Origin of the sequence: Pigmentiphaga sp. (genome assembly GCF_019689535.1) — a bacterium.
Taxonomy (GTDB): domain Bacteria; phylum Pseudomonadota; class Gammaproteobacteria; order Burkholderiales; family Burkholderiaceae_B; genus Pigmentiphaga.
Genome location: NZ_JADGHH010000014.1, coordinates 22,155 through 29,879 on the forward strand (window position 1 = coordinate 22,155; position 7,725 = coordinate 29,879).

Below are 7,725 nucleotides of genomic sequence, written 5' to 3' on the forward strand. Positions count from 1 at the left end.
AACGCTTTTTCCAATTTGATCAGTTGGACGGCGTTCGGGGGGCGTGGCGGACGACAAAGACGCCGGCGCAGACATGCCGCGGCCGGCATCGGCGGCGAGGAAGATCGCGTTTTGAAAGGAGAGCTTGTGGGGGCTGCGCGGCGCATGGCGGGCCAGTTTCCGTTTCGCGCCGTCACCGGAGACCGGCGGCGCGGCCGAAGCCGCGCCAGGAATGCATCGGGGAAGCGGCAGGTGACCTGCCGCTCGGGGTTACCGCAGGAACAGTTTGTAGGCCGGGTTCTCGGTTTCGTCCCAGTGACGGTATCCGAGTTCCGACAGGAAGGTCTTGAATGCCTTCTTATCGGAAGGAGGAACTTGCATGCCGACCACGATTTGTCCGTAATCGCCGCCCTGGTTGCGGTAATGGAAAAGGCTGATGTTCCAGTTGGGCGACATCGAATTGAGGAACCGCATCAGCGCGCCCGGACGTTCGGGGAACTCGAAGCGGTACAACTGTTCGTTGTCGGTCGCCGGAGCCTTGCCGCCTATCATGTGGCGCAAGTGCGTCTTGGACAGCTCGTCGTGCGTCAAGTCGATGGCGGTGAATCCATGGCGGCGGAAGTTGGCCGCAATTTTCGATGACTCGCCCGCCGACGCAATCTGCAGGCCTACGAACACATGGGCCAGCTTCGAGTCCGCCATGCGGTAATTGAACTCGGTCACGTTGCGGTTGCCGACCAGCTCGCAGAAACGGCGGAAGCTGCCGCGCTCTTCGGGCATGGTGACGGCGAACACCGCTTCGCGCGCCTCACCGACCTCGGCACGGTCGGCGACGAACCGCAGGCGGTCGAAGTTCATGTTGGCCCCGCAGGCGATGGCGATCAGGGTCTTGCCTTTCCATCGATGCTGCGCGGCGTATTTCTTGAGGCCGGCCAGGGCGAGCGCGCCGGCCGGCTCGAGCACGCTGCGCGTCTCCTCGAATACGTCCTTGATGGCGGCGCAGATGGCGTCGGTGTCGACGATCACGAAGTCATCCACGTATTTGCGCGCGAGACGGTAGGTTTCCTCGCCCACCAGCTTGACCGCGGTGCCGTCCGAGAACAGCCCGACGTCGGGCAGGGTCACGCGGCGGCCTTTGCTGATGCTCTGGGCCATGGCGTCGGAGTCTTCGGTCTGGACCCCGATGATGCGGATTTCCGGACGCAGCTGCTTGATGTAGGCCGCAACCCCCGCGATCAGTCCGCCCCCGCCCACGGCCACGAAGATGGCGTCGATGGGGCCCGGGTGCTGGCGCAGGATCTCCATGCCGATGGTGCCCTGGCCGGCGATGACGTCCGGGTCGTCGAACGGGTGCACGAAGGTGAGCTTTTCCTTGGCTTCGAGCTCCTTGGCATGGTTGTAGGAGTCCGTGAAGCTCTCTCCGTACAGGACGACTTCGGCGTTGCGCGCACGCACGGCGTCCACCTTGAGCTGGGGCGTGGTGACGGGCATGACGATGACCGCCCGGCAGCCCAGGCGCTGGGCGGAGAGGGCCACGCCCTGGGCGTGGTTGCCGGCCGAGGCGCAGATGACGCCGCGTTCCAGGGTCTTGGGCGGCAAATTGGCCATCTTGTTGTAGGCCCCCCGCAGCTTGAAGCTGAATACGGGTTGGGCGTCTTCCCGCTTGAGCAGCACCGTGTTCGCAATTCGCGCCGAAATCTGCGGAGCGCTGTCGAGGGGAGACTCGACGGCGACGTCATAGACTTTGGCGGTGAGAATGCGCTTTAAATAGTCGGTAGCCATGGTGCTGCTTTCAGGGTTGGAGGGAAAAAAGTTAACCCTTTAGTGTGACACAGATATGGGGCGGGGCGTTTTCGGCGACGCTAATACACCCTCTTCGTTGCTACACTCCGCCCATGCAACAATGGCTCGAATCCTCGACACAGTGGCTGCTCCACACCCTGGCCTTGCCGGAGGTGGGGCTGTCGGCTGTCTTCGTGGTCAGCTTGATCTCTGCCACCCTCCTGCCCATGGGGTCGGAGCCTGCGGTGTTCGGCTACGTCAAGCTCGCGCCGCACATGTTCTGGGTCGCCATCCTCGTGGCTACCGCGGGTAACACCGTGGGTGGTGCCATCAGCTACGGGATGGGCGTGCTGGCCAAGCGGGCCTATGAACGCATCAAGGCCAGGCGCGAAATGCGTCACCCCCACGATCGCTCCGCCGACGACAGGCACGAACAGGACAAGCACGAAACCTCGCGCAAAGATCGCTGGCATGCCTACGCCCATGCTTGGATAGAACGCTTCGGCCCGAAGACGCTGCTCTTGTCCTGGGTGCCCTTGATCGGCGATCCGCTGTGCGCGGTGGCGGGGTGGCTGCGCCTGGATTTCCGGGCCTGCATGGTCTATATGGCGATCGGCAAATTCGGCCGTTACCTCGCCATGACGGCTGCGCTCCTGTGGGTATTTCCGAATTCATGAACGAGGGATGTCGACGAATGAAGACGATACGGATCTACGGCCTGGGCACTTGCGACACGTGCCGCAAGGCGCGCAAATGGCTGGCAGCGCAGGGGTTGGAAGCAGAGTTCATCGACTATCGCGAACACCCGGTCGGCGGGGATGTGCTGCAGGACTGGGCGAGCCAGGTCGGAGGCTGGGAGAAGCTGGTCAACCGCGCTTCCACGACCTGGCGCAATCTGCCCGAGGCGCGCAAGCAGCCCTCGAGCGAGGCGCAATGGCTCGCGTTGGCAACCGAGTATCCGCAATTGGTGAAGCGTCCGGTGCTGGTGACACCGGACGGAGCGGTCAGCGTCGGGTTTTCCGAGAAGTCCTGGTCGGCGCGTTTGGGCTGAGGCAGGCTCTGCCGGGGCGCCCGGAAGCGTCGAAATGCGCGCGTAATGCCCGTATTTCACGCCGGATATGACCCTTTTGGCAGGTCGGGAAAGGGGGCCGCCTTCAGCGGGGAAGCGGGCCAATCGGCTAGAATGGCTGGCTACCTTCGGGATGAAGTACAGCCCCACCATGAATGCCCCTTTGCCCATCGCCCTCGCTTCTGCGCACGTGCCGACCCGCCTGCGGGAGATTCCCTACAATTACACGTCTTTCTCCGACAGGGAGATCGTGCACCGCATCCTGGGGCCGGAAGCCTGGGAGATGCTCAGCGAGCTGCGCAGCGAGCGCCGGACCGGGCGCTCGGCGCGGATGCTGTACGAGGTCCTGGGCGACATCTGGGTAGTGCGCCGCAACCCCTACCTGCAAGACGACCTGCTCGACAACCCCAAGCGCCGGCACCTGTTGATCGAGGCCCTGCATCATCGCCTGCGCGAGATCGAGCGCCGCCGCGAGCCGGACGATCCCGAGCGCGACGGCAAAGTGGGCCGCCTGCTGGAGATGGCGCGCCGGGCGGTGCAGGCTTTCGAGCATCAGTTCACCGAGACGCTCGAATTGCGCCGCCGGGTGCAGAAGGTCCTGGGCCGTGCCACGGCACGCGACAACATCAAGTTCGACGGCCTGTCGCGCGTAGCCCACGTCACCGACGCGACCGACTGGCGGGTCGAGTTCCCCTTCGTGGTGCTCACCCCCGACAGTGAAGAAGAGGTCGCCGCCCTGGTGCGCGGTTGCATCGAGCTCGGGCTGACCATCATTCCGCGGGGGGGCGGCACGGGGTATACGGGCGGCGCGGTGCCGCTGACCTGGAAGTCCGCCGTCATCAATACCGAGAAGCTCGAAACCCTGAGCGAGGTCACGGTGGGGCCGCTGCCGGGCGTCGACCGCGAGGTGGCCACGATCTTCACCGGCGCGGGCGTCGTTACCAAGCGCGTGGCCGACGCCGCCGATAAGGCGGGATATGTGTTCGCGGTGGACCCGACCTCGGCCGAGGCGTCCTGCGTGGGCGGCAATGTCGCCATGAACGCGGGGGGCAAGAAAGCCGTGCTGTGGGGGACGGCACTCGACAACCTGGCCTGGTGGCGCATGGTCGACCCGGATGGGAATTGGCTCGAAGTCACCCGACTGGAGCACAACCTGGGCAAGATCCACGACGTGCCGGTGGCGCGCTTCGAGCTCAAGTGGTTCGACGGCGCCGGCAAGCCGGGCGAGCGCCTGCTGCGCAGCCAGGTCCTGGAGATCGAAGGCCGCGTGTTCCGCAAGGAAGGCCTGGGCAAGGACGTGACCGACAAGTTCCTGGCCGGCCTGCCGGGCGTGCAGAAGGAAGGCACCGACGGCCTGATCACGTCCGCCCGCTGGGTGCTGCATCGCATGCCCAAGCACGTGCGCACCGTGTGCATGGAGTTTTTCGGACAGGCGCGGGATGCGATTCCTTCCATCGTCGAGATCAAGAACTACCTCGACGGGGAAGGGCGCGCGCGCGGCGCCATCCTGGCGGGCCTGGAGCATTTGGACGAGCGTTATCTGCGGGCAGTGGGGTATGCGACCAAGAGCAAGCGCGGCACCCTGCCCAAGATGGTGCTGATCGGCGACATCGTCGGGGACGACGAGGACGCCGTGGCCGTGGCGGCCAGTGAGGTCGTGCGTTTGGCCAACACGCGTCACGGCGAAGGCTTCGTCGCCGTCAGCGCCGAGGCGCGCAAGAAATTCTGGCTCGACCGTTCGCGCACGGCGGCGATATCGCGGCACACCAATGCGTTCAAGATCAACGAAGACGTCGTGATCCCGCTGCCCCGCATGGGCGAGTACACCGACGAGATCGAGCGCATCAACATCGAGCTGTCCATCCGCAACAAACTCAAGCTAGTCGATCGCCTGGCCGAGTTTTTCGATAGCGGCGACCTGCCCCTGGGCAAGAGCGAGGACGCGGAAGGCGAAAAACTGTCGCGCGAAGAAATCCTCGGCGACCGCGCCGCCCAGGCGCTCGAGCTGCTCGATGCCGTGCGCGCGCGCTGGAACTGGATTTTGAACAACATGGACCTGCGGCTGGCCGACACGCTGGGCGAGTTCGCCCGCATCGGCCTGGGGCAGCTGCTGCAGGGCCTCCAGGAACGCCTGCAAGTGCAGCCCGAGGCGAGGGTGTTCGACGTCGTGCAAGATCGCACGGTGCGCGTCTCCTGGAAGAACGAGATTCGCGCCCCGCTCTCGCGCATCTTCTCGGGCGCCGCCTGTGCGCCCATCCTGGCCAAGGCTCAGGAAATACACGACCGTGTGCTCAAGGGCCGGGTGTTCGTCGCGCTGCACATGCATGCGGGCGACGGCAACGTCCACACCAACATCCCGGTGAACTCCGACGACTACGAGATGCTGCAGGAGGCCAACGAGGCCGTGGCGCGCATCATGGACGTCGCCCGGCGGCTGGACGGCGTGATTTCCGGGGAGCACGGCATCGGCATCACCAAGTACGAATTCCTCTCCGAGCAAGAGCTGGCGCCGTTCCAGGAGTACAAGCGTCGCATCGATCCGCACAACCGGTTCAATGCGGGCAAGCTCATGCCGGGTGGCGACCTGCGCCATGCCTACACGCCGAGCTTCAACCTCATGGGCTACGAGTCGCTCATCATGCAGCAGAGCGACATCGGCGCGATCTCCCATGCCATCAAGGACTGCCTGCGCTGCGGCAAATGCAAGCCCGTCTGCGCCACGCACGTGCCGCGCGCGAATTTGCTGTATTCGCCTCGTAACAAGATCCTCGCGACATCGCTGCTGATCGAGGCGTTCCTCTACGAGGAGCAGACGCGGCGCGGCATCAGCATCAAGCACTGGGAAGAATTCGAAGACGTGGCCGATCACTGCACGGTCTGCCACAAGTGCGAGAAGCCCTGTCCGGTGGACATCGACTTCGGCGACGTATCCATGAACATGCGCAGCCTGCTGCGCCGCATGGGCCGCAAGTCGTTCAATCCGGGCACGGCGGCCGCGATGTTTTTCCTGAACGCGAAAGATCCGCGCACGATTAACGCCACGCGCAAGGCCATGGTGGACGTGGGCTACAAGGCGCAGCGCCTGGCGCACGACCTCTTGGCCAAATTCGCGCGCAAGCAGACCGAGCATCCGCCGGCCACGGTGGGCAAGCCGCCCATCCGCGAGCAGGTCGTGCACTTCGTCAACAAGAAGATGCCGGGCAACCTGCCCAAGCAGACCGCGCGCAAGCTGCTCGACATCGAGGATCCCAAGTACATCCCCATCATCCGCGATCCGCACAAGACCTCGGCCGACACGGAGGCGGTGTTCTATTTCCCCGGATGCGGGTCCGAGCGGCTGTTCTCGCAGGTCGGACTGGCGACCCAGGCGATGCTCTGGCATGCGGGCGTCCAGACCGTCCTGCCGCCGGGCTACCTGTGCTGCGGCTACCCCCAGCGCGGCAACGGCATGGAAGACAAGGCGCAGAAGATCATCACCGAGAACCGCGTCTTGTTCCACCGGATGGCCAACACCCTGAACTACCTGGACATCAAGACCGTCGTCGTCAGCTGCGGGACCTGCTACGATCAGCTCGCCGGCTACGAGTTCGACAAGATCTTCCCGGGGTGCAGGCTGATCGACATTCACGAGTACCTGCTCGAGAAGGGCATCAAGCTGGACGGCGTGACGGGGGCACGGTACATGTACCACGATCCCTGCCACACGCCCATGAAGCTGCAGGATCCGATGAAAACGGTCCGGGCGCTGGTCGGCGAGGGCGTGGACAAGAGCGACCGCTGCTGCGGCGAATCGGGTACCCTGGCGGTCACCCGGCCAGACATCTCCACGCAGGTCCGATTCCGCAAGGAAGAGGAGCTGCGCAAAGGCGCCGACAAATTGCGCGCCGACGGGTACAACGGCCAGGTCAAAGTGCTCACTTCCTGCCCGTCGTGCCTGCAGGGGCTGAGTCGTTACAACGATGACGCGAACCTCGATGCCGACTACATCGTCGTCGAGATCGCACGTAACGTTCTGGGGCAGCAATGGATGGAGGACTACGTCAGGAGGGCGAACGAGGGCGGCATCGAACGCGTGCTGCTTTGAGTGTTGCGGCGCATCGGCACGATGCGCCGCGGCTGCCGCGATGAAAGCGAACCCCTTGCTTCCGCTGTCGCCCGAGCCGGTCGAGATCCTCACCCTGCTCGGGCGGATGGCCGAACAGGGCGAGATCCTGTCGCTCTCCAGCGAGGATGGCGTCTCCTACCTCTCCGCCATCGATCAGGTGGATCGTGGCCGGCGCCTGCTATGGCTGCGCGGCGCCGAGGGCGACGAACGCTTGCAGCAGCTGGTCCAGTCCCGCGAGGTGGTGGCCGTCGGGTACCTGGACCATGTCAAGATCCAATTCCCCGCCCTCAACTTGTTGTGGCTGCCGGGCCCCGGCCGGAGCCAGTTGAGCTGCCTCTTGCCGCTGCACATCTACCGCTTTCAGCGGCGCTTGCACGCCCGCGTCCGTCCCCCGGGGCCGGCAGTAGCCCGGGTGAGGCTGGGCGCTCCGGCGCACGAGTTCGAGCTGGAGGTCATCGACGTCAGCATGACCGGCATCGGCTTGCGCCTGGCGCCAGGCGGCCCCCTCCTCGAGGTCGGCGCGCAAGTCGGCAGGGCGTCCATCTCGCTCGAGCCCGCCACGACGTTCGAGGCGAATCTCAAAGTCATGCACGTCACGCCCTGCCGCCCGCCCCGCAGCGGCTATCACGTGGGGTGCACGATGAGCGGTGTCGGGGAGGAGGCTTTGCAGGCGCTGCAGCGGTTCATCGGCAAGGTACAGGCGCGGCTGGGCGCGGGGTAGCCCCCCGAGGGCAGCCGGCGCGGGCTTCGACGGGAGTGTCTGCTAAGGGCTGTGCGCTATGCCTAGCAT

The 7,725-nt window shown here is 65.1% G+C and carries 5 protein-coding genes; 4 read left to right on the forward strand and 1 reads right to left on the reverse strand.

Features of this window, described 5'->3' with window-relative positions; translation table 11 throughout:
• Window positions 1–249: 249 nt before the first annotated feature.
• Complete coding sequence (ilvA, locus tag IRZ12_RS02440) at window positions 250–1,761, reverse strand: threonine ammonia-lyase, biosynthetic (RefSeq protein ID WP_296463719.1); 1,512 nt, start codon at window positions 1,759–1,761, stop codon at window positions 250–252.
• Window positions 1,762–1,874: 113 nt separating this feature from the next.
• Here ilvA and IRZ12_RS02445 point away from each other — a divergent pair, with 113 nt between their 5' ends.
• The 4 genes from IRZ12_RS02445 to IRZ12_RS02460 all read left to right on the forward strand — a co-directional run bounded on the left by IRZ12_RS02445 (window position 1,875) and on the right by IRZ12_RS02460 (window position 7,656).
• Window positions 1,875–2,438 (forward strand): YqaA family protein, encoded by a 564-nt coding sequence (locus tag IRZ12_RS02445; RefSeq protein ID WP_296463721.1) that lies wholly within the window; start codon window positions 1,875–1,877, stop codon window positions 2,436–2,438.
• 17 nt (window positions 2,439–2,455) lie between these two features.
• On the forward strand, window positions 2,456–2,812 hold the full coding sequence (locus IRZ12_RS02450) for an arsenate reductase (RefSeq protein ID WP_296463723.1): 357 nt from the start codon (window positions 2,456–2,458) through the stop codon (window positions 2,810–2,812).
• A 169-nt stretch (window positions 2,813–2,981) separates the two neighbouring features.
• Complete coding sequence (locus IRZ12_RS02455) at window positions 2,982–6,914, forward strand: FAD/FMN-binding oxidoreductase (RefSeq protein ID WP_296463725.1); 3,933 nt, start codon at window positions 2,982–2,984, stop codon at window positions 6,912–6,914.
• Between the two features lie 40 nt (window positions 6,915–6,954).
• A complete protein-coding gene (locus tag IRZ12_RS02460; protein WP_296463727.1) occupies window positions 6,955–7,656 on the forward strand; it encodes a flagellar brake protein in 702 nt (233 codons plus the stop codon).
• Window positions 7,657–7,725 lie beyond the last annotated feature (69 nt).

Bases quoted from the DNA above. Each gene is read 5' to 3' on its own strand.
- IRZ12_RS02450 (WP_296463723.1), top strand. From the start codon at position 2,456: ATGAAGACGATACGGATCTACGGCCTGGGCACTTGCGACACGTGCCGC.
- ilvA (WP_296463719.1), bottom strand. From the start codon at position 1,761: ATGGCTACCGACTATTTAAAGCGCATTCTCACCGCCAAAGTCTATGAC.
- IRZ12_RS02445 (WP_296463721.1), top strand. From the start codon at position 1,875: ATGCAACAATGGCTCGAATCCTCGACACAGTGGCTGCTCCACACCCTG.
- IRZ12_RS02460 (WP_296463727.1), top strand. From the start codon at position 6,955: ATGAAAGCGAACCCCTTGCTTCCGCTGTCGCCCGAGCCGGTCGAGATC.
- IRZ12_RS02455 (WP_296463725.1), top strand. From the start codon at position 2,982: ATGAATGCCCCTTTGCCCATCGCCCTCGCTTCTGCGCACGTGCCGACC.